This is a genomic window from Colwellia sp. RE-S-Sl-9 (assembly GCF_048296855.1).
Lineage (GTDB): Bacteria > Pseudomonadota > Gammaproteobacteria > Enterobacterales > Alteromonadaceae > Pseudocolwellia.
The window spans coordinates 1,317,480-1,340,188 of sequence record NZ_CP182631.1; the positions used below are offsets into that span (position 1 = coordinate 1,317,480).

General features: G+C 35.0%; 14 protein-coding genes. 9 read left to right on the top strand and 5 right to left on the bottom strand.

The genetic code is table 11. The features are described 5' to 3' along the window. Window positions 1-201: 201 nt before the first annotated feature. The 8 genes from ACM9HF_RS05730 to ACM9HF_RS05765 all read left to right on the top strand — a co-directional run bounded on the left by ACM9HF_RS05730 (window position 202) and on the right by ACM9HF_RS05765 (window position 13,728). Entirely contained in the window at window positions 202-1,527 is a 1,326-nt protein-coding gene (locus tag ACM9HF_RS05730; RefSeq protein WP_473615455.1) for a surface lipoprotein assembly modifier, read from the top strand. Window positions 1,528-1,538: 11 nt separating this feature from the next. Then, window positions 1,539-2,792 (top strand): FecR family protein, encoded by a 1,254-nt coding sequence (locus ACM9HF_RS05735; RefSeq protein WP_473615460.1) that lies wholly within the window; start codon window positions 1,539-1,541, stop codon window positions 2,790-2,792. A 41-nt stretch (window positions 2,793-2,833) separates the two neighbouring features. Next, the gene (locus ACM9HF_RS05740; RefSeq protein WP_473615464.1) at window positions 2,834-6,934 is read left to right on the top strand and encodes a cadherin-like domain-containing protein; all 4,101 of its coding nucleotides are present in this window, start codon (window positions 2,834-2,836) and stop codon (window positions 6,932-6,934) included. Between the two features lie 181 nt (window positions 6,935-7,115). After that, window positions 7,116-7,964, top strand: a complete 849-nt coding sequence (locus tag ACM9HF_RS05745) for an MBL fold metallo-hydrolase (protein WP_473615468.1) — start codon at window positions 7,116-7,118, stop codon at window positions 7,962-7,964. A 75-nt stretch (window positions 7,965-8,039) separates the two neighbouring features. Continuing rightward, on the top strand, window positions 8,040-10,286 hold the full coding sequence (locus tag ACM9HF_RS05750) for a CHASE2 domain-containing protein (protein ID WP_473615472.1): 2,247 nt from the start codon (window positions 8,040-8,042) through the stop codon (window positions 10,284-10,286). 6 nt (window positions 10,287-10,292) lie between these two features. Beyond that, the gene (locus ACM9HF_RS05755; RefSeq protein WP_473615476.1) at window positions 10,293-11,930 is read left to right on the top strand and encodes an HD domain-containing phosphohydrolase; all 1,638 of its coding nucleotides are present in this window, start codon (window positions 10,293-10,295) and stop codon (window positions 11,928-11,930) included. Window positions 11,931-12,222: 292 nt separating this feature from the next. Continuing rightward, window positions 12,223-13,191, top strand: coding sequence for a cysteine synthase A (gene cysK, locus ACM9HF_RS05760; RefSeq protein ID WP_473615480.1), 969 nt, complete (start codon window positions 12,223-12,225; stop codon window positions 13,189-13,191). A 105-nt stretch (window positions 13,192-13,296) separates the two neighbouring features. Beyond that, on the top strand, window positions 13,297-13,728 hold the full coding sequence (locus ACM9HF_RS05765; RefSeq protein WP_473615483.1) for a hypothetical protein: 432 nt from the start codon (window positions 13,297-13,299) through the stop codon (window positions 13,726-13,728). 117 nt (window positions 13,729-13,845) lie between these two features. Here the strand turns inward: ACM9HF_RS05765 and ggt are convergent, their stop codons facing one another. Together ggt and ACM9HF_RS05775 are read right to left on the bottom strand one after the other, a co-directional pair. Next, entirely contained in the window at window positions 13,846-15,636 is a 1,791-nt protein-coding gene (ggt, locus tag ACM9HF_RS05770; protein ID WP_473615486.1) for a gamma-glutamyltransferase, read from the bottom strand. 25 nt (window positions 15,637-15,661) lie between these two features. Next, window positions 15,662-16,258 carry a tRNA-uridine aminocarboxypropyltransferase gene (locus ACM9HF_RS05775; RefSeq protein WP_473615489.1) on the bottom strand — a complete coding sequence of 199 codons (597 nt, stop codon included), beginning with the start codon at window positions 16,256-16,258 and terminating at the stop codon, window positions 15,662-15,664. Between the two features lie 128 nt (window positions 16,259-16,386). On the opposite strand from ACM9HF_RS05775, the gene rrtA reads away from it, so the two are divergent. Beyond that, on the top strand, window positions 16,387-16,977 hold the full coding sequence (gene rrtA / locus ACM9HF_RS05780; protein WP_473615493.1) for a rhombosortase: 591 nt from the start codon (window positions 16,387-16,389) through the stop codon (window positions 16,975-16,977). On the opposite strand, the gene ACM9HF_RS05785 is transcribed toward rrtA, so the two are convergent. The 3 genes from ACM9HF_RS05785 to ACM9HF_RS05795 form a co-directional block, all read right to left on the bottom strand. Next, on the bottom strand, window positions 16,978-19,467 hold the full coding sequence (locus ACM9HF_RS05785) for a S9 family peptidase (RefSeq protein ID WP_473618261.1): 2,490 nt from the start codon (window positions 19,465-19,467) through the stop codon (window positions 16,978-16,980). A gap of 236 nt (window positions 19,468-19,703) precedes the next feature. After that, window positions 19,704-22,139: a TonB-dependent receptor gene (locus ACM9HF_RS05790; RefSeq protein ID WP_473615497.1), complete on the bottom strand. Its 2,436-nt coding sequence runs from the start codon at window positions 22,137-22,139 to the stop codon at window positions 19,704-19,706. 79 nt (window positions 22,140-22,218) lie between these two features. Further along, window positions 22,219-22,563: a hypothetical protein gene (locus ACM9HF_RS05795; protein WP_473615499.1), complete on the bottom strand. Its 345-nt coding sequence runs from the start codon at window positions 22,561-22,563 to the stop codon at window positions 22,219-22,221. Window positions 22,564-22,709: the final 146 nt, after the last annotated feature.

Genomic DNA, 22,709 nt, shown 5'->3' on the forward strand with positions numbered 1-22,709 from the left:
ATAACATCTCATTTACCAAACAAGAATTACCTTACAATTTTATTGATTATCGCTACCTGTAAAGGGTACGATGGCGTTTAAATAGACTAATTGTAAAAAAATGTAATTTATTTAATTCAAAAAATTAAAATTTTATAGAAGCTTCTTTTGCTTACTTAGTTTGATTATTTAAATAGATATTCTTATTAGTTGTGGATAAATATGATTAAAAATACGCTTTTCCCTATATTGTTATCTCTTTCTTGTATTTCTCATCAAGCGATCTCTGCTGAAATGCAAAATGCTGCCACTATAGATAAATTAAAAAAAGAGATAAATGAAAAGGATTTTCAAAACGCTTGGAATACAGCTCAATTACTAGAAGACGAATACCTTGGTGAAGCTTCCTTTGATTTTTTATATGGTGTTGCAGCTTTAGCAAACCATAATGCTGAACATGCAGTATTTGCGTTTGAAAGAGTTACAGCTAATAAACCTGATTGGTTGGATGCTCAATTTTTACTCGCTAAAGCCAACTATAAAATCGAAAACTATCAAGGCGCAATTAATACTAGCCAACAACTTATTAATAACCCTAAAACGTCTGTAAAGCTTAAAGAGTCTGCGAATAGCTTATTAAATGTATCTCAATCGAAATTAAATAAACAATCGTTTCATCTATCACAACGTGTGTCATTAAATGTAGGACACGATTCGAATATCAATGCAGGAACAACCGAAGATAATATATTTATCCCACTAACTGGAGCTACTTTTCCTTTAAATAATGATAGCAAGAAGAACAGCGACAATTACGCTGCATTAACTTACCGCGCTTCAGGGAGTAAAAAATTCTCGCAGGTATCTCAAATTAATTTTTCAGGAAAAGGCACTACACATAATTTTCAAAATGAATCTCAATATAATCGAATGTTTGCTGACCTAAATTTTCAATATCAGCATACTTTTGATTTTGGTCGTTTATCCGTAGGTTTAAAATTTACGCCTTTATGGTTAGACGACGACTTATACAGAACAAAAACCATGTTAACGACTAACTTCGAAAAGCAGCTAGATCCTAAATGGTTAGTTACTGCAGGTGTAGATGTTGGTCAAACAAAAAACAAAAACAGCGAATCATTAAATACAGATAATATTTCTACTAATTTAGCAGCTCATTACTTTTCAAATAACCTAAAACATTCTTTCGCTTTAAGTTATGCAGATGAAAAAAGCGATGAAAGTATCTACCACTATAATAGCCAAAAAATAACTACCGTAAGTTATTCAAATTTATGGCTTATAAACAACGCTTGGCTCGCTAGCAGCATGGTTGCCTTTCAACAAAAAAAATATCAAGATTTACATCCGTTCTTTCTTGAACAACGCGATGATGACATGTGGCTCGCATCGATCAACCTGCAATACACTCAGTCTAAAAGATGGTCTTACAATTTAAATATTAATGCGCAAGATAAAGACAGTAATTTATCACTCTTTTCTTATCAACGTTCAGACATTAGCTTAACTGCTAATATGAACTTTTAGGGGTAAATGATATGAGAACACACAATCAATTAAGCGATTTAACTTTACTAATAAAAATATCACCTAAACTAATACTACTTAGCTGTTTAGGCTACATTGGTACAAGTTACGCAACCCCTGAAGAAATAATTGCAGGAAAAACACTTTTAGCAAAAGGTGTTGTTAACGCTGTAAACCCAAAAACAAACAATGTTCGATCTTTAAAGCGTCGTTCTAAAATAATGTCTGTTGAGCACATCACCACAGGTGAAAATAGTAAAGCGCAATTTAGTATGTCTGATGGCGGTTTAATTACCCTCAAAGAAAATACAGAAATTAACGTCAGTAATTATGTATTTAACGAAGAAACACAAAAAGGTTCAGCAACACTGGAAGTGATCAGCGGTGGCTTACGTTCAATCAGTGGACTGATAAAAAAAACAGGTGGTGATTACCAAGTAAAAACCCCTGTTGGGTCAATTGGTATTCGCGGAACTCACTTTGCAGTTGAAGTATCAGGAGATGATGTTTATTTTGGTGTTTATAGCGGTAATATCGACATTGCACTAAATAATAATCAATCTCTTTCATTAGGTGTTACTGAAGGTTTTGCCTTTGCCTCAGTTAATCAAGCAGGTGAAATCACCCCATTTACACAGGCGCCTGAAATATTATCTTTAGGTTATAACACTTCGCAAGAAGCTTCAGAAGACGTTACAGCAGAAGAAAACGATAACACGGCATCTACAGATGTTAGTACTGAAACGACTACAATTGATACATCTGAAACATCAACAACTAACGAATCTACTAGTTCTGAGGAATATGTCCAAATAGCTTCAGAAAATAATGCTCAAGAAATAACAGAAGACATTATAGAGAAAATAGAAGATATAGAAGATACCCAAACCATTGCAGAATTAATCTCAGAAAGAACAGGAACCTTTGACTACCAACAAATAACTGAAAGTAACATCAGCTCATCTGTTGGCGCTACTAGCGATTTAACACTTAATTTAGCTGTTGATTTTGACAATGGAACAGTCCCTGGCGGTTCACTTAGCTTTACGGACGCTCAAGGCGAATGGTTTGCAACCTATTCAGGATTAATCAATGTTGACCAGTTAGATCTAGGTGTTAACTTTGCTTCTCATGCTAATAAGCTCGCAGATGGCAATATATCAGCTGACTTTTCTAATGGGTTAGACGAAATTACCGGAAATTTTGATTTACAAGAAATTGAAGATACAAGCGTAAATGCAACAGGCTCTTTCACAGTTAAATAACTGAGAGCTAGCTTACGATTATCAATATTAGGATTTTAACAATGCGTAAATTAAGTATTATTGCCGTTTCATTAATAACCTCAAGTTTACTACTTGCAGGATGTGGTAGCGAAGGCTCTGTATCTAATGAAATAAGTCAATCTCCAATTACTGTTGACCCATCTACTCCTGAAGTTCCATCACCTATTATTGATACAAATAATAATTCAATATCTCTTGCTGGAATACAAGGTAAAAATCAAATACAAGTACAAAAAGTTAAAGGTATTACCAAACCCCAAAATGCCATTGTAGATGCAGAATTCTCAAACGCTAAAGGCGACTTTGTTTACAAAGATAATACAAGTAGTGTTGCAGGCAACTTAACTTTTGCCATTAACGTTGAAGAACCAGATCAAATAACAGATATTTCACTTTACCTACCAAGCGTTGAACAAACTATCTCTGTATGTTCAAATAATTGCGGTACTACATTTAATAGAACACTCACAGGGTTTAATCCTCAGCTTTCAGGTGTTCAAGCAGGTAACTTACGTATAGAGTTGTTTGTTACAGATAGCGCACAAAACACAGCAATGCTAGATGCAATATCTATAGACTGGAGCCCGATTGAAATTACAGGTATTAGTGCAACAAGATCAGAAGACAAAATCACGGTTAATTGGCAAGGTGGCTCATCACTTAACCGATATAATGTTTACTCGGCAACTGAAGCAAATTTAACTCCAACAAGTGTGCTTAGCTTATCAAACGGTAGCCAACAACTCGCTATTAATACAAACCAAACAGACATAGCGGTAATCGACGAAACATCCAATTATTATGTTCTCATTACCGGTATAAACGAACAAGGCGAAAGTGGCCAATCAGCTCCTTTTCAAGTTACAGCGACAAAAGTTACTGTAAACCAACCACCTCAAGCGATTACCGATAACGTTATAATCGACGAAGATAATGTACTTAACACTAATGTGCTTGATAACGATATTGATCCTGAAAACAGCTTACTCACTTTAGATTCGATCATAACGCCACCTGTAAACGGACAGTTAACTTTCGACAATGCAGGTAATATTAGCTACCAGCCCAACAAAGATTTTTTTGGACAAGATAGTTTTACATACCAAATATTAGATGATGAAAGCAATAGCGCACAAGCAAATGTTTTAATTACAATTAATAATATAAATGACGAACCTATAGCAACAAACGATGCATATACCTTAGCCATAAATAACTCACTAGCAATAAGTAGCACGGGTTTATTAACTAACGACACCGATATTGATGGCGACTTTTTATTTGTTGATATACTCCCTGTATCACCTCCTCTACACGGTACTTTACAACTCAACTCGAATGGTAGTTTTACTTATATAGCAGACAATAGTTTTATTGATGAAGATAGCTTTGTATATCAAGTTACAGATAATAAAGGTGGAACGAGTAGTGCCCAAGTAACTATTTTATCTTCAGGAAGTGATGCTCCCCCTATTGCATTAAATGATATTTATGAAATAAATGAAGATACAACGCTTATTATCAACTCTGTTAATAACGGTATACTTGCAAACGATACAGATCCAAATTCATTGTCGATATCGTTAAACGAAACCTTATTAACATCAACAACTCATGGACAATTAAACCTTTCAACAGATGGTACTTTTACTTACATACCTGCTCCTAATTTTTTCGGTATTGATAGGTTTCAATACGAAATAATGAACACTTTAGGTAAAACGTCTCAGGCTTTTGTAAACATAACCGTTAATCCTGTTGCTGATATTCCAACAGCAAATAACGACAGTTATCAAATAAATGAAGATATTACACTTAGCATTAATTCAAATTCTGGCTTACTTGCTAACGATTCTGATATCGATGGGGGTACCTTAACCGTTAATACAACTCCTCTTGTTGCTCCACAACAAGGTAGCCTTATATTAAACACAGATGGTAGTTTTACTTACTTACCTAAAAATAACTTTAATGGTTTAGATACCTTTACTTATCAAATATTAAATAATAAAGGTGCTATCACAACAGCTCAGGCAAGTATCACGATAAACCCGATAAATGATGCACCTGTAGCCATGAATGACCAAGCTCAAACTAATTCTGAAACGCTGTTAATACTTGATGTACTCCTTAACGATAAAGATATTGACGGTGATGAATTAACTATTAACCCTTTTACACTAGATGAAGCATACGGAACGGTAACCGTTGAAAATAATAAATTACGCTTTGTTCCTTCAGTTACCTTTGGAGGACTAGCAGAAATAAGTTACACAATCTCGGATCCATCAGGAGAAGAAAGTACAGCAACCGTTTCTATATCAGTAAGCTTAGTTGGCTCTTTAAATGCAGATCCTATAGGCATTAACGACACTTATACGCTTGATGAAGATGAAGTATTAATAGGTTCATCTTTTTTAAATAATGATACTGACTCTGACGGTGGCACATTAACGGCCTCAACAACACCATTTACCAATGTAAGTAACGGTACATTAATCATCAATACTGACGGTACATTTATTTATACTCCAAATGCTAATTATAATGGAACAGACAGTTTTTCTTATAGATTATCTGATGGTCAAGGTGGCTTTAACAATGCACAAGTTACATTAAATATTGATCCCGTTAATGATGTACCTGTCGCCGTATCTGACATATATTCAACTCAAGAAAATACAAGCCTTACCGTTATAGCTTCAAGCTTTAATGCCTTGTTAAAAAATGACACTGATCAAGACGGCGACTCTTTAAGCATAAATGTTGGCATGAGCGGAAATCCCTCTTTTGGTAGTTTAACGCTGAGTAGTGATGGTAGCTTTACTTACATACCTGAAACTAATTTTAGTGGTATAGATAACTTTACTTATCAGTTAGAAGATAACCAAGGAGGCTCAACCTCAGGCAATGTAAGCATTAATGTCATTAATGTGAATGTAGCACCTAAAGCAGTAACAGATAACTACACTATGCTTGAAGGTGGTGTATTAAATGCGCTGTCTGTACTAAGTAACGATACTGATGCAGATGGAGATACTTTAACTGTTGATACCTCATTTTTATCTTCACCTTCGAATGGAGTTGTTAATTTTGCTAGCGACGGTACCTTTGTTTACACTCCTAGCATCGGCTTTGTAGGTTCAGATACTTTTACCTACAAAGTGGATGATGGCAATGGAGAGCAAGATGAAGGCCTTATACATATAACAGTCTCAACAGATCCTAGCGCTCACGGTAATCCTTTAGCTGTAACAGATTTTTATAATATTAACCAAGGTACAATTTTATCAGGCTCAAACCTATTAGATAATGATTTAAGCGACCAAACCAATAGCGCTGACACTAGCTTATTAACAGTAACAACTGTTCCACATGTAGCGCCATTACATGGCACGTTAATATTAGAAAGTAATGGTAACTTTACTTACACCCCAGAAAGTAGTTTTTCAGGTTTTGATTCATTTGAATACGAAGTTAGAAATATTTACAACAAAACCTCAACAGTTATCGTTACAATTAATATTGCTTCAGTAAACACGGCACCAAAGGCTGTAGCAGATACTTATGTAACAGACGAAAATACTACCCTAAATGCTTCTTCTGTATTAAATAACGATACCGATGTTGATGGAGATGCCTTAACAGTAAGTACTTCATTAATATCTTCTCCTTCTAACGGAAGTGTTTCTATTTCTTCTGATGGTACGTTTACTTACATACCAAATACAGATTTTGTTGGCGGAGACAGTTTTACCTACAGAGTACTTGATACTTATAGTGAATATGATGATACGGTAGTTAATATAACGGTAAAACCTAGTTCTTCATCTTCTAATCAGCCCTTAGCAAGAAATGACTTTTACTCTGTAAATACAAATCAATCTCTTACGGTAAACACAATACTTGATAATGATGATGACGGACAAATACTGTCTCTATTTCAGCTTTCAGTAGCAAAAAAAAGGGATGTAGAGCACGGAACACTAGCATTACAAAGTAATGGTAACTTTACTTATACACCAAACACTGATTACAGCGGCGAAGATTTCTTTATTTATCAAATTACAAATTTTTATGGTAAAAAATCTACAGCAAAAGTTATTATTACCGTTCTTTAATAACGAACAAACTAAAATTTTTAACAGTAATTTGGTACAAAGTTAAATTTAAACCCAATTATTAGAAAATATATAGATGTTAGTCTTTAATATAATTAACATCTATATATTATAAGCCGACAAACAAGTCTGTAGATGATGTTCGCTTACTTAAAAAGAAGAACTAATGGTATTAAAATAAATGAAAATCGAATTTTACGGCGTTAGAGGTTCTATGCCGACACCTGGAAAAAATACCGTATTGTTTGGTGGTAATACATCATGCGTATATGTTGAGCTTAATAATGGCGACTTTGTTATTTTAGATTCAGGTACAGGTATTACAAAGCTCAACAAAAAGTTAAATCATTACAAAGAAACAATTAATATTTTAGTTACACATAGTCATTGGGATCATATTCAAGGTTTTCCATATTTCCATCCTATATACTGCACGAACACAAAAATTAATATTATAACAGGAATTATGGACAATAATGACAACGACATGATATTGAAACAAATGTCTGGCTCAAGTCACCCGGTAAAATACAACGAACTCCCCTCCTCAATCACATTAAATGCTATTTCATCGCCTCAAAGTAAATTTAAGCTAAATGACTTTATTATAACAACACAAGCCTTAAATCACCCCGACGGTGGTACGGCTTACTGTTTACAAGGCGACAATCAAAAAATAGCTTTTGTTACCGATAATGAATTAATTCCACCTTCTGCAGCAGCCACAACATGGGATGAATGGATCGAATTTATATCTGACGCTGATGTATTAATTCATGATGCTCAATATAACAACCATGATATGCCGTTAAAGCATGGTTGGGGCCATAGTACTTATGAACAAGTTATGAAACTTGCTATTCAAGCCAATGTAAAACAACTCTTTTTTATTAGTCACGATCCTTGTAGAACAGACCAAGAGTTACTCGCGCAAGAACAATCAATTCAGTCAAAAAATACAGGAATAACACAAATTGCTTGTGCAAAAGAGGATTCAACGTTTGATTTAAATACAATGAGTTTACGTTAAGCTAATAATCATTCTATTTTATAGAGTACCGCATTTATTAAAAAGCTATTCGCACCCGAGGTTTAAAAAGTTCACTTGAAATCCCTCTTACACAATATATTTATAAGCACGTGCAACAAGTTATTCACCACACGCTTTCTTATTGGCGTTTGTATAACTTGCTTCGTTATAAGCTTACAGTTTATTAATGTTTCTCAAGTACAAGAAGTTATTCAGCGTATTGAAGGGATATTGTACGACTTCAGGCTTAATACAAACCTGCCTGCTGAAAAACGGCAGTTTGATGAACATATCGTTATTATAGATATAGATGAAAAAAGCATGAAGGAACAAGGTCGCTATCCTTGGAGCAGAAGTAAAGTCGCTGAATTAGTAGAAAAACTTCATCAAGCGGGTGTGGTGGTTATCGCATTTGATATATTTTTTGCAGAGCCAGAAAGAAACCCCGTCAATGAAATATTAAATAAAAATCCTCAATTAAATAAACAGCTAAGCACTCAAGTTAACGCGTTATCAGAGTCTGTTGATGCTGATACTATTTTTTCTAAAACATTAGAGAATTCTGAAGTTGTTTTAGGTTTTTTATTTGATAATCAAGCCGAAAATACAGGCTATATACCGCCTAGCTCAATTATTTGGACAAAAAATAAAAACGAGTCATCCGAGATCAGCGTATTTAATAATGCATTAGGCAATATTGAAAAACTACAAACATCTGCATTAGGCGCAGGTTTTATTAATGCCGTACCTGAAAGTGATGGATTTATCAGAAAAGCCTCTCTTGTACTTAACTATAACGGCACGCTTTATCCTTCGTTAGCACTAGAAGCAGCACGTGTTTATACCTTAAACGATTCAATACAAGCTGTAACTAAATCAAATAATAATATCTCATGGTTACAAGGCGTTAAGTTTGGAAAAAACATTATTCCCACTAACGAAAAAGGTCAAATACTTATTCCTTTTAAAGGAAAAAAACATAGTTTTGAATACATTTCAGCCACAGATGTACTCAATCAAAAATTACCTAAAGGTCATTTAGAAGGAAGTATTGCTTTTGTAGGAACTTCAGCCGTTGGGCTATCTGACCTACGAGCAACATCAGTTGGTGTTCAATACCCTGGGGTTGAAGTGCATGCCAACGTATTTGAAAGTTTAATTCATCCTGAAATTCTTCCTTTTGAGCCAGACAGTACTTTAGCTATATCGTTATTGTTATTAATATCTACAGGGCTAATACTTTCTTTTTTAATGACAGAGCAAACGCCAACAAAGATACTCATTTTTAGTACGTTTTTCTTCTGTATTCACATAGTCATTAACTGGTATTTATGGAATAAACTAAAAATAAGCCTACCTTTATTTCAAAATCTACTCTTAACTTTATTACTAACTCTCTATTACGCTGGTATAGGGTTCATAATGGAGAGCCAAAAAAGAAAAAGTATTATAGGCATGTTCAACCAATACGTTCCCCCTGCCTACATAGAAAAACTTATTAAAGCGGATAAAAATTTACAACTTAAAAGTGAAAAAAGAAACATGTCTGTACTTTTTGCTGACATTAGAAGTTTCACCGAACTTTCAGAGAATTTTACCCCTGAAGAGTTAACTGAATTTATGCAAATTTATTTAACTGAAGTCACCTCTATTATTTTTGATCATCAAGGCACTATCGACAAATACGTAGGCGATATGGTTATGGCATTCTGGAATGCGCCTTTAGATGACGACGATCACGCAACCCATGCCGTAGTAACCGCTTTAAAAATGATCCAAGCAACTCATAAACTATCCCGTATTTTTAATGAGAGAAATTGGCCTAGCGTTAATATAGGCGTAGGTATCAGTTCTGGTGATATGAATGTTGGCGATATGGGTTCAAGCTACCGTAAAGCCTATACCGTATTAGGTGATGAAGTGAATTTAGGATCAAGAATAGAATCGTTAACCAAGTATTATGGCGTAGATATTCTTATTACAGAAAAAACATTAGAGCAAATGTCACCTAATTATATTTTATGCCGGCAAGTTGACAAAATTAGAGTAAAAGGAAAAGCTCAGGCGGTTACTGTCTACCAACCTATAGCATTTAAAGAAAATTCAAATAAAGAGATTGAAGACTATTTATTACTGCATCAAAAAGGGATAAACGCATACACATTAGGAGAGTGGGATGAGGCAATAAAAGTCTTTAACCAATTAAAACAAAATGATTTTTGTTCAAAAGCACTTTATGATATATATTTAGATAGATTAGCACTATTAAAAAACTCACCACCAATATCGTGGAATGGTATTTTCGTCCATCAGTCAAAATAGGGAATTATGAATAATAAATATTTGAACGAGACTGTTTTCCAACATTTACTTAAAATTAGTATTGAATTAAGTAGTGAAGAAAATACCGAAATTTTAATGGAAAAAGTGCTTATTGCTGCCATGACAATTTCAAACGCAGATGCGGGATCAATCTATATGGTTGATCAAGCTAAAAATGCTGAATTTAGAACTGTTCTTAATAACAGTTTAAATTTACATTTAGGTGGTAGTTCAAATAACCCTATTACATTTCCAAGCATCCCATTATTTATAGATGGTCAGCCAAATAAAAGTGCCATGATCGCACACGCCATTAATAGCACTAAAGTTATAAACATCAAAGATGTATACGACGAACTTCCTTACGATTTAAGTGCCGCGCGTAAAATGGATAAAGAAACAGGCTATCGAACGCAATCCATGCTGACGTTTCCATTAAAAGATCACATTGGCGATATTATTGGTGCTATTCAAATAATCAACGCTCAAGAAAACAATGATCAAGGTCAACCAGTAACCGTAGAATTTACACCCGAAGTTGAAGAGCAAATACTTTCGTTTGCTTCACTTGGGGCTATTGCGTTAACCAACAAAGCATTAATAAAAAATATGGAAGAGCTGTTTGAGTCTTTTGCTCAAACTATTGCTGCCGTAATAGATGAAAAGTCGCCTCACACCGGCGGTCACTGTAAAAGAGTTCCTGAACTTACCTTATTAATAGCTGATGCTGTACATGATGAGAATAAAGGACCACTGGCAAGCTTTAACCTTACACCACAAGAAAGGCATCAACTCGATATAGCAGGTTGGTTACACGATTGCGGTAAAATAGTAACGCCTGATCACATTATTGATAAATCAACCAAACTAGAAACCATTTTTGACCGAATTCACTTTATTGATTCTAAATTTGAAATAGCCAAGCGAGATATAGATATTCGCTTTCAAAAAAGTATGATTAAAGCCTTAAAAAATGGTAATACAATAGAAGTTCAACAACTTGAAAGAGCATCTGATGTAGCCCATAAACAACTCAATTTAGATAGAGCTTTTATACAAAAAATTAATATTGGCGGTGAATTTTTAACAGATCAGCAAGAACAGCATATTAAAGAAATAGCCACTCGTTATAGCATAGTAATAAACAGAGAAAAGCAATCGTTACTTACCGAAGACGAAGTCACTAATCTTTGTATTAAAAGAGGAACGTTAAACGATAAAGAACGCTTGATCATTCAGCATCACATGGATGTAACGAGTGACATACTTGAAGCACTCCCCTTCCCTAAGCATTTATCAAATGTTGCTGAATATGCTTTAGGTCATCACGAAACAATGGACGGTAAAGGTTACCCTAAAGGCTTAACAAAAGAACAAATGTCAGTACCTGCACGCTTAATGGCTGTAGCAGATATATTTGAAGCCCTTTCGGCATCAGACAGACCTTACAAAAAAGCAAAACCCGTTAGCGAATGCCTAACAATTATGGGGAAGCTGGTATTAAATAATCATCTCGATGGGGATATTTTTACTATTTTTGTACGTTCCAAAGTATACGAAACTTACATTTTAAAGTTTGCAACCCCTGAACAGCTTGACGACTTTAATATAGAAGATATACCGGGGTTAAGTCATTATAATTAAGAAAAAACACGTAATAAGAGTACAAAAATCACTCGTAATATATCAACATATATGCCAATTCAAATTATCCCGTATATCTTATAACTAAATATCACTTCTTTTTTATTTATAAGCATATAACCTAAGACTGTAAATTTATTCGAATCAAGATATTCGTTAAATACCTAATTTATACCAAGTTGGTTCTGTAACGTTAAGTTACTCAATTTATTATTCAAATTGGTATTAATATCAAATAAAGTGCTATTAAGTCAGTATTAAAACTTAAAGCCAAAATGTATAGGAAGTAAGCATGTCAAATATATTTGAAGATAACTCAACGTCAGTAGGAAAAACGCCTCTTGTAAAGCTTAACCGCGTAACAACAGGTAATGTGTTCGCTAAAATAGAAGCCAGAAATCCAAGCTTTAGCGTTAAGTGCCGTATCGGTGCAAATATGATTTGGGACGCAGAGAAAAAAGGTTTATTAACACCAGGTAAAAACATTGTAGAACCTACAAGTGGTAATACAGGTATTGCATTAGCATTTGTTGCTGCAGCACGTGGTTATGGCATTACATTAACTATGCCAAGCACTATGAGCTTAGAGCGCCGTAAATTATTAACGGCTCTAGGTGCAAAAGTTGAATTAACTGACGGCGCAAAAGGCATGAACGGTGCTATAGCTAAAGCAAAAGAAATTAGAGATGCAGATCCTGAAAATACCATTCTTTTAGGTCAATTCGATAACCCAGCTAACCCAGAAATTCATGAAAAAACTACAGGCCCTGAAATTTGGGAAGATACTGATGGTAATGTTGATATTTTTGTTGCGGGTGTAGGTACAGGTGGCACAATAACAGGTACAGGCCGTTACCTTAAAAATGTTTCAGATAAAGAAGTTTTGTGTGTAGCTGTTGAACCAACAGATTCACCCGTAATTACACAAAAATTAGCGGGCGAAGAATTAAAACCGGGTCCACATAAAATTCAAGGTATTGGTGCTGGTTTTATTCCAGGTAACTTAGACTTATCGATTGTAGATGCTGTTGAACAAGTATCTAATGAAGATGCTATGGCAATGGCTCATCGCCTAATGAAAGAAGAAGGTATTTTAGCGGGTATTTCTTCAGGTGCTGCTGTAGTAGCGGCAAAAAGACTTGCTGAAAAACCTGAGAATAAAGATAAAAACATTGTTGTTATTTTACCAAGCTCTGCTGAACGTTACTTATCAAGTGCCTTATTTACTGATAGTTTCTCTGATAAAGAATTAGTTCAATAATACAAAGTAAATCAAAAAAGGCGCTTTAGCGCCTTTTTTATTGCCTAAAATAACTTTACAATGCCAATAGATTAATCGTTTAAACACAATGTTCTCAAGGAAATTATGAACTTTACTAGATATATACTGCTTGGTTTAGCGCTTTTAGTTTTAGGCTGTAATAAAGATAAAAATGACATATCAACAATAGATAACCCTGAGTTAGTTGTTATTGCATTTTTTGATGCTTTATATAATGAAAAAAACATAAAAAAAGCAGCTAGTGTATGCAGCCCCAAATTATCTCGAATTATCCTACATTACAAGTCACCTCAAGCCGTTGGACGTCATCTATTCAATATGCAATTTGATAAAGTAGAAATTACCCCTGACGACAGTGGAGTCAAAGTACGTGAACAATTTAAAGATGCTGCAACTATCACTGTTTTTTTTGATGGACTTTATAGAGGAGATAAAATAAAAGATGTTAAGCGTTTATCTCTTATACAAGTTGATGATAAATGGGTTATTAATAAAATATTAAAAGACCCCTTTTAAGGACTGTTATAGACCAGTTAAGAATTAACAAAATTTATTCAAATACAAAAAGCCCGAACGTAAGATAATGTTCGGGCTTTTTGTTATATTCACGTTTTTAAATAAAACGATAATAACCTACTGACCTAACACTTTACCTTCTCGTCTCGGGTCTGCTCCACCCTGTAAGCCATCCTTAAGTACTTTAATGACATGTAATCCACTATTTAAGTCACGAATACCTACCTTATGACCTATTGCCGTTAAACGTGGTGCTAGCGCCTCTAATGAGGTGCCTTTTTCAAGAGTTGTTGAATCATTACGATTGGTTATTTTAGGTAAGTTAACCGCCGCTTGAGGTGACAAGTCCCAATCTAAAACACCTACAATGGTTTGCGCTACATAATTAATAATTCGACTGCCTCCTGGAGAACCCAACACTAACTTTAAATTATTGTTTTGATCAAATACCATAGTAGGAGCCATTGAACTTCTTGGTCTTTTAAAAGGCTCTACACGGTTAGCCACTAACTTTCCGTTTTGGGTAGGCGACAATGAAAAATCTGTTAGCTGGTTATTCAGTATAAAACCTTCAACCATAACCGCTGAACCAAACGCCATCTCTACGCTGGTTGTCATTGATACGGAGTTTCCATCGGCATCTACAATTGAAATATGGCTAGTTGACGGACGCTCTATCGCATTATCTAAGCCTAAAGCAAGCGCACCTATAGGAGCGCCAGCTTGTGCTTTACCCATATCTTTTTTCGGATCAATTAACTTAGCCCGTTCAGCTAAATAATCAGGGGCTAATAAGCCAGCAACAGGTACATTTGAAAATGCAGGATCAGCGATATATTTTTCTCTATCAGCAAATGCGAGTTTCGAACTTTGCGTAAATAAATGTAGTGATTCAATACTGTTTGGTTGTTGTTTGCTTAAATCGAAATGACTTAATAGCCCCAACATTTGTATAACAGCTATACCACCAGAGCTTGGTGGAGCCATACCACAAATATTATAAATTCTGTATTCACCACATACAGCATCAACTTGATTAGGTTTGTATTGCTTTAGGTCGCTAAGCGATAAACGCCCCGGTGCAATTTGTGTATGTTGAACTTTATCTACAATTTTTTTAGCGACCCAACCTTCATAAAAAACAGCAATACCCTCTTGCGCAATACTTTTATAAACCTTAGCTAGTTTTGGATTTTTTAAAATATCGCCCGCTTTTATAGCGACACCATTAGGGTAAAAATAAGCTTTTATTTCAGGTAGCTGTTTTACACCGGGGTTATAAGCTAATGAAATTAATTTTGCTAAGCGTGGTGAAACAACAAAACCCGTTTCAGCAAGTTTAATCGCATCTACAAACAGCTCATTCCAAGCCAACTTACCATATTTTTGATGTGCTTGATGCAAAGCTGCCAATACACCTGGCGTACCAACCGAGCGTCCACCTACAACAGCTTTTATCCAAGAAACTGCCTTGCCATTTTCATCTAAAAACAAGTCAGACGTTGCTTTTTCTGGCGCGGTTTCTCTACCGTCAAAAGTAGTTAAATGTTTATTGGCTTTATCCCAATAAAGCATAAAAGCACCACCACCAATACCTGACGATTGCGGTTCAACTAAAGTTAACACCAACTGAACGGCAATAGCAGCATCAACCGCACTACCGCCTTTAGCAAGTACGTTGTAACCCGCTTGGCTCGCATAAGGGTTAGCCGCGGCGACCATAAACTTTTCAGTAAAAACATCTTTTTTCTGTTTTAGTCCTGTTGCTGCTTCTGGCTCCCTGTCTTCTTGCTCTGCTTTTTTAACAATATTTTGAGAGTTTGGTTGTTCTGGTGAAAAACTATTGCCACACGATGAAATCATTAACAGTGCGCTAATAATAAGTGACGGTTTAAACGGAGAAATCATAACCTTCCTTACTGATGAACTTGAGCTAGTTACCTTGCCTGAATAACAATTGAAAATCGTTAAACTGGCTAAAACGGTTTAATAATGGTTTATATTTATTTGAATTAGTTTCTATTGAACTTAAAGCATAAACACAGGCTTCTAAAGATGATAAAGCCTGCGCTTTTTGTGTTTTTCTAATATGATATTTACTTTCAATATCATCTGGTAAGGTTAAATGAGGCATGCCATGTAAAAAGTCATTTAGCATATACATTTTATAAGATTTTTTCCACGTGCCATCAATTAAAATAATACACTTTATTGAATTCAAAACTTTATCACATTTAACCATTTCATTTGTTAACGTTTTTGCATTTTCACTTGGGTATAACAAGGCAATTTCATTTTGGTATAAAGATAAAATTTCAGTTAATTCAGCATTCTCCTTAAAAACCTCACCAACAATTACCGTACAATTAACTAAGGAATTGGCCAATAACGTTATAGTACCTTTGGTTTGTTTTACTTCTGTAGGATGTTGAAGTACAACCACGTGAATATCATTTATTATTTCTGTAAACAAATGGCATATACAGGCTGATTTTGCACGTAAACAAAGGGGACAACATTCTCTTTTCATCTTTAACTACTGTAATTAAACTGCACATCAAGTATTTACACAGGTGCATTCAAAATATAATCGGTATACTATCAAATAAATAGACAGTTACGATATTGAATAACCTTTAAAATTCAACAAAAATTGATATGTTCACAATAAAATCACTCCCGCTTAAAAAACATCAAATCGCTTTACCTTTATTGGTTATTATTTTATCCACACTCGCTTTTATTTTCGATGTAGATTCTTTAGCTTTTCAACGTGATCGCTTTATAGAGGGTGAATTTTGGCGAGGACTTACAGGACACTTCTTACATACTAATTTTAATCATTTTGTTCTAAATATAAGCGCGGTTATTTTACTCTGGGCATTACACGGTCAATTTTATAATTTACTTAACTACACACTTATTTTTATTGTTTGCGCTATTACCACAACCTTTGGTGTTTATGTCTATTCACCTGAAATTATGCAATATGTTGGTTTATCGGGTGTTTTACACGGCTTATTTATATGGGGAGCCATTAAAGACATTCAAAATAAAGATAAAACGGGCTTTGTGTTACTTGTTGCCGTTATAGGTAAGGTAATTCACGAACAAGTAAAAGGAGCAAGCGAAGAAGTAGCAGACTTAATATCTGCTACTGTTGCGATAGACGCTCACTTATGGGGCATGATAGGCGGTGGAGTTATTGGTTTACTTTCTCTTTACCATGTTAAAAAGTCGAAAAAATAGCTATAAAGTAGTTTCAAACAATTTAAATATTCTACGGTATTCATTTAACCAAGAACTAGGCTGTACAAACCCATGTGGCTCTACGGGGTAAATAGCTGTTTCAAAGTCTTCTTTTTCTAATTCAATTAATCGCTGTACTAAGCGAACGGTATCTTGAAAAAATACGTTATCGTCAACCATAGGTGCATTAATTAATAGTGGTTTTTGTAACCCTTCGGCAAAGTAAATAGGTGAGCTACGTTCATACGCAATGGGATCGTCAGCAGGTGTATTTAAAATGTTAGACGTATAGCCATGATTATAATAAGCCCAATCAGACACTAAGCGTAAAGCTGAACCTGACTGAAATAAATCAGGTTGAGTAAACATAGACATTAGCGTTAAAAATCCACCGTATGAACCACCATAAGTTCCCACACGGTTGCGATCAACATTAGCATTTTCAACTAACCAATTAACACCATCTCGCATGTCTTCTACTTCTGGTTTTCCCATATGGCGATAAATAGCCGTGCGCCAATCGCGTCCATATCCAGCGGAAGCTCTATAGTCCATATCAATAACCACATAGCCTTTTTGTACTAACATACTATGGAACATGTATTCTCTGAAATATCCTGACCAACCTAAATGAGAATTTTGTAAGTAACCCGCGCCATGTGAAAACATAATCGCTTTATTTTTACTCTGTTTATTATTAACGTTTTTACTATCAACCCCTTCAGGTAAATACACTTTTGAATAGATAGGCTCAGCTTGATTGCTTGATGGAATAGCGACAATACTTGGTAACGACCAAGGCATTGATAAAAAAGCCTCTGAAACCGTATGCGTTAAACGAATAGCTTCAGGCGTATCATCAACAATTTCCACATAAAGTTCAGGGGGCATGTTTATCTCAGAGTGAGAAATTAACAGCTTGGTATTATCAGGGCTTAATTGATAATAATTATCGCCCCCTAGATCGGTTACCGCAGTAACGTCACCAGACTGTAAATCAAGTTGGTAAATTTCATAAATACCAGGATGCTTTTGATTTGCCCTAAAAAATAAAAAATCTTGGTTATTCGATAAAACTAAATCGTTTACTTCATACTTACCAAACGTCAACTGTTTTGCTTTACCTTTTAATGGCTTAACATAAATATGTGAGTAACCCGACTCTTCCGATAAATAATATAAGGCGTCGTCACTTTTTGCTGTTGCATTTAACCAACCAAACTCATTAAACGACCAATTGATCCAAGCATCGTCATGTAACCTATGTTGTGATTCAAAGCTTTTGGTTGCAAAATCAACCGTTGCTAACCATCGATCTTTGTTATCCCACGCTTCAAACAAAATGGCGACATTATCGCCTTTTTCATTCCATTGAATAGGCTCATTCGCTTCCATGACATGAATATACCGAGGCGACTTTTCACTTTTATAAACATGGCCCTGTTTTTTATAATTTTCTGCACGCACCTTAGCTAATACATCATCATCAAATCCAGGTAATGTATCAAAAGGTATATACGCCATAGTGCCATCAGTAATATCTAACAAGTAAACATATTCATTATATTGTCGATTATCGGCTACTCGACTGCGTACAGATTTGATCGCAATATCGCCCGACTTACCAATATAATCAGGCATAACATCGCTACTGTCAGACATAGCAGCAGAACTTGCTACACTAACTATTATTTTATTTCCTGCGGGCGATAAACTCGCATGAACAACTTTGTAGTCTTTATTAAAGTAAAAATTAGTTTGCGTAATTGAGCTATTTTTAACACGCCAAGTGCGTTTTTGGTCTTTAATCAGCTGCGCGTTTTCTTCTTGTAATTTCAGGTATTTAATCAGCTTGGTTTGCTCATTCGCTAAGTAAGACTCGTTAGCTGAAATATTTTCAGCTTCATTTTCCGAAGTCATTAATAAATTAGCTAACTCTTTAATTTGATTATTTTTTAAATTTACGCTGTAAAAAACATTACCAATTCGATAAGCCACATCGCCATTGTTTAAAAACATCGGTGAAGTTTCAACAGCCGAGGTATACGTTAGCTGATGTACATTGCCACTAGCGAGCGTTTTAATAAATACGTTGCCTTCAAAGGTATAAACCTCATGTGTTTTGTCATGATTAAGAATCGCGTTTTTGTCTGACACTTGATGTAAATGAGCTAAATTAACTTGTTTTCCATTACCTTTTTCATTAACTTTTTTTACAAATAAATCGCGTAAAATATTACCTTCACGCTTTTGTTGATAAAAAATAGTGTTACTGTCATCCCCCCAATACCAAGCCTCTGGCGCTCTACCAAACCAATCAGGATCTGACATTATTTGCTCCAGGGTTATCTCTTTATTTAAAGTATGAACATTTAAATTCGGCTTACTTTGAATAATTGCAGGTATAACAACTGTATTTTGAGTATCAACTTGAGAAGTGGCTGGAATATTAGTATCTGAGTTATATACCGAGGTACACGATAACGACATGACGCTAAATGCGGTGAACAATAATTGAGGTTTTATGTGTTTTTTTACTGAGTAATTTATTGGATGTTTGATTAACTGATTTATTAGAGATTTCATGTAATAGACACTGAATTAATGAAGGCATTTAACGTTATACTTCGGCTAGTGTCTAAATTCAATTTTCTGAGATAAAGAGTAAACATTTCATGATGAAAGGTGGAATTTTCATTCCACCTTTATCACTTTCGAATGCTTACTTAAAAACTTCCTCTTACACCTAAACTCACACCTCTTGCAGGCAGTGGCGCTACATCTTTCAAGAAAGATGAATGTACTCTAGCGTCAACATCAGTAATGTTATCTACTTTTAAAAACACAACAAAATCGTCACCTATATTGTTTATATAGTAATTAATGTTTGCGTCAACCATGGTATAGCCCTCTGTAGACGTTTCGTTTTCAGCGACTTTGTTTTGGCTAAAATAACGTTGAGCAGTTAACGATGCAGAAAAATTTTCGCCTGTGTAATTAAATTCAGAACCTATACGTAAAGGTGGAATTCTTGGTAAGTTGTCGCCTTGCGTTAATTTAGCTCTGATGTAGTCACCAAAAATTTTAGCGGTAAAGTTTGAAGATACTTGATAAATCAGCTCAGATTCTAATCCATATAAATCGACATCTGATTGTTCATAGGCATAAATAGGTAGAAAGCTTTCTTCTTCATGCTCGTGATCTGCTTCGTTATGCTCTTCTTCGTCTTCAAATATTTCGCTGGTAAACCCTGTATTGCGTTGAAAATAATAATCATCAATTCGATTATAAAAAGCACTCATAACAAAACCTAAATCACCTTCGAACTTTCTAAAGGTAACGTCAAAGCTCAAACTTGATTCAAGCTCAACATCTTTATCGGATAAAACCACTTGTTCTGTAGCTTCATCTATTTTGTATAGCGCTCCTAGCTCATAAGTACTAGTACCAATATGCGGGCCATTTGAAAACACTTCACTGGCAGACGGCGCACGTTGAGAATAACCTAACGATAAACCTAAGTTGTAGCCCGGAGTAAAGTTCCATACAACGCCTAAAGATGAACTTAATGGAGTAAATGATTGATCTTTCATATCCTGATTTAAAGCAATAAAATTATCACTTTCATCGGTTGGTTCTGCTTTTAATGACACATGTTCAAGACGTATTCCTGCTTGCACAAGAAATTGATCAAAGTGTTTTTCTTCTAGCCATGCAAATGCTGTCATCGCTGTTTTTGAAGGAGGCGTAAATGCTTCTTCCCCAATGGCTTCAAAGTCTGACTTTTTATAATGGAGTGTAAAAGCCCCTTTCCAGTCGTTTAAAGGTTTATGGTATAAGTCAAAGCGCGTTTCAAACATTTTATTTTTAAAGGTAGTCCCCGGAGCGCCATCTTCAATTTCTTGATGAATATAATCGGTATACGCAATTTTAGTAGCAACACGATGGAATACGTCATTATCAAAAGTTAGATCACTTAAAATCTGATAACGATCTTGCTCTAAAATACTGTATACCTGCTCTTCTTCGTGTTCGTCATGTTCTGCTTCATCATGGCCTTCCTCGTGTTCATGTCCAGGTAAACCGTACTTACGGTCTAAATATCCGTAAGAAAACCCTATAAAACCGTTATCCATTAAATAGCTAACACCGGCGTTATAGCCTTTAGCCCTTGAAGAAGAGTTTTCTAAGGTATCCGTTAATTCTTCATGTTCTTCGTGCTCTTCTTCCGTTTCGCCTTCATGCTCTTCATCTTCATGTTCGTCATGCTCTAGATCAGTTAACGGAATTTTATAATCGTTAGATTCACGATAAAAAGCATCTACATGAAAAGCTAAAGCCGTATCGTTATCAAGCTCTACACCGGTATTTACATTAAAAGAAGCTTCGTTTTCATCAGACACATCGTTGTGTTTAACTAAATAATCTACTTGATTATCTATGCTGGTAGGCACTCGGTTATCAACCACATTCACTACACCACCAATAGCGCCACTGCCGTAAAATAATGTTGCAGGTCCGCGTAATACTTCAATTTGTGTTGCTGTGCTTGCTTCAGATGAAACGGCATGATCAGGACCTACGCGAGAAGCATCACTTACATCAAGTCCGTTTTGAGTCACCATGACACGCGGCCCATCTAAACCACGAATAATAGGGCTACTTGATACAGGACCAAAGTAGCTTGAATGAACACCTAATTCTCCTTTAAGTGTTTCACCTAAGGTAGACGCTTGTTTTAATCTTAACTCATCACTCGATAACACGTTAATTGGCAATGCTGACTCAATTGAAGAGGAATGTAATGGCGTAGCATAAACGTCAATATTTTCCATCACACTTGGTTTTAGGGTGTATAACAATCCGCTTAAGTCGTTGTCGCCTACACTAACAAGCTCATTAAAGTGGCTATAGTTTTTAGCGACAATATGAAGCTCGTATTCGCCGGCATCTAATCCTGAAATTTCGAAATAACCTTGGTTATCTGTAAATACTTTTTTATTACTATGGCCAAGAACAATCTGGCTATTAACGCTAGGTTTTCCAGCAGTATTAACTACTTTTCCTGAAATTGTTTGTGCGAATGTTTGCGGTATTGCAAGCATACCTAAAGTACAACACGACAGCTTAAACGCCATCGTACTTTTTTTAATAAAAGTCATTGGATGTTCCTGTGAACTCAAAAATAAACGTTAAAAATACCGAAACACGTTGTGGTAACGGTAAAATAAATTTTAAGTATTACAATTGAACAGGAGGAGCTCTTAAAGGAGGTGTTACAGAGTAGTTTGAATGTGCTAACGGTTTAACAACATTCGATGAAAAGCTTAAAAAACGTGAGGCCAGCTGCTGAATAATTTCAACATTATTATCAACATTATCTATATTTTGCTGGCATAAATGACAGTTTTGCTCTGCACTGCTACTTGTTAAATCACCAATAGCTAAATCATAGTGGTTTCCATGACTTATAAATGAAAACAACAAGGCAAAAGCCAATACGATAGGTACAAAAACCTGACGTGCATTGACTCGCTGTAATTGAATTAAAAAGTTAGATAATTTGTTAGGTAATACGTTTAACAAAATAGATGCAAATGATTGATACTAATTAAGTGTGATATTATAACGTATATTGTTTATGTACAAGGGCTAATGGTTATAAGTATTATTTAATCCCCTTTTATAAATAAAGAGCTTATTTTAATTCAAAAGAAAATTAATAAAGTCGT